Annotated in this window: 1 protein-coding gene; it reads left to right on the top strand. The window is 40.1% G+C overall.

Annotation, left to right across the window (positions count from 1 at the left end):
* Positions 1 to 1,624: bifunctional glutamate--cysteine ligase GshA/glutathione synthetase GshB (gene gshAB, locus LACDD01_RS02720; RefSeq protein WP_231863405.1), on the top strand; the 1,624-nt coding region annotated here is incomplete at both ends.

Here is a 1,624-nt window from a genome sequence, read left to right as displayed (position 1 = left end):
ATATGTGGATTATTACATATTGTTTAGGAGCTTCGCCACGTGCCAATGCTGGATTTTTTACTGATAGAAATGAAAAAATACAGGAACCTGTACGTTCTATTAGAAATTCTAAATTTGGCTATCGGAACACGCCTGATATTTTCGTAAGCTATCAGAGTCTTGAACAGTATTATGATGACTTGCAAACTTACGTCAAAAAGGGTGCACTCTCTGAGATGAAGGAGTTTTATTCTGCTGTTCGTTTACGTGGTGGAAAGCGGGCGGAAGAGTTGCTGGACGTGGGCGTTCAGTATGTCGAGTTTCGCAATTTTGACTTGAATCCTTTTGTGCGAGTCGGGTTGGATGAAGATACTGCTCGATTTATCCACCTTTTTAGCCTTTATCTGATATATAAAGAGGAAGAAGAGACGCCAGATGAAGCACAAAGATTAGGTTATACAATAAATGATGTTGTAGCTTTAGAAAATCCTTTAGAAAAAACAGCTTATTATAATGAAGGCAAGCACTTTTTCGATCACATGCGCAGGTTTGCCCAGAACTTAGACTTTGCCCAAGATGATTTGGCGCTGATTGATAAGTTTGCTCAAATGCTGGAAAAACCTGAAACCACAATTGCTGGACAGATGGAGCTGGCTTATCGTCAAGACAAAGCTTTTGCTTTGGACTTGTCTCGCAAATACCATCAGCAATCCTATAAACATCCTTTTCAATTAGCAGGCTTTACACATCTCGAACTTTCGACGCAAAATTTGCTTTTTGATGCTATTCAAAAAGGCTTAAAAGTTGAAATTTTAGATGCACAAGACCAGATGATTGCTTTAAGTTATAAATCTCATACAGAAATTATCGAAAAAGGGAATATGACTTCGAAAGATTCCATGGTCGCTTATGCCATTATGGAAAATAAAGTGGTCACGAAAAAGCTGCTCGGTCGGGCATATTTAAAAACTCCGCAAGGGCAAGAATTTAGCAATTTAGCAACTGCACAGGCTGCCTTTCCACTTTTCGAATCGGCTGCAATTGTTGTCAAGCCTAAATCAACGAATTATGGCATAGGAATTTCTATCTTTAAAAAACCAGCGACACAAGAACAGTTTTATAAAGCTCTAGAAATTGCGTTCAGAGAAGATAAAGAAGTTCTTGTTGAACGATTTGTTTCTGGTACCGAATACCGTTTCTTTGTACTGGATGGCAAGACAAGGGCAGTCCTTCGCCGGGATGCCGCATATGTTATTGGTGATGGAGTATCCACGATCAGCCAACTGGTCGCACAGAAAAATGAGAACCCTCTACGTGGCCACGATCATCGTTTCCCCTTGGAAAAAATCCAGATTACTGCCACCGAAAAACTTATGCTGGACGTCCAAGGTTATACGGAACAGAGTATCCCTGGAAAAGACGTAAAGGTAAACCTCCGAGAAAATTCTAATGTGTCGACAGGTGGAGACTCTATCGATGTCACGGATGAGATGCCTGAAATCTATAAGAACATTGCTGAAAAAGCTGCTGAAGCTCTGCAAGTCAAGATCACTGGAGTGGATATACTGATCGAAGATCTCAATGATAGCTTGGGTGAAAAGTACAGTATAATTGAAGCTAACTTTAATCCTGCTATGCTTTTCCA

The organism is Lactococcus sp. DD01 (assembly GCF_001578715.1).
Classification (GTDB): domain Bacteria; phylum Bacillota; class Bacilli; order Lactobacillales; family Streptococcaceae; genus Lactococcus; species Lactococcus petauri.
This window is presented reverse-complemented; position numbering and strand designations above follow the sequence as displayed.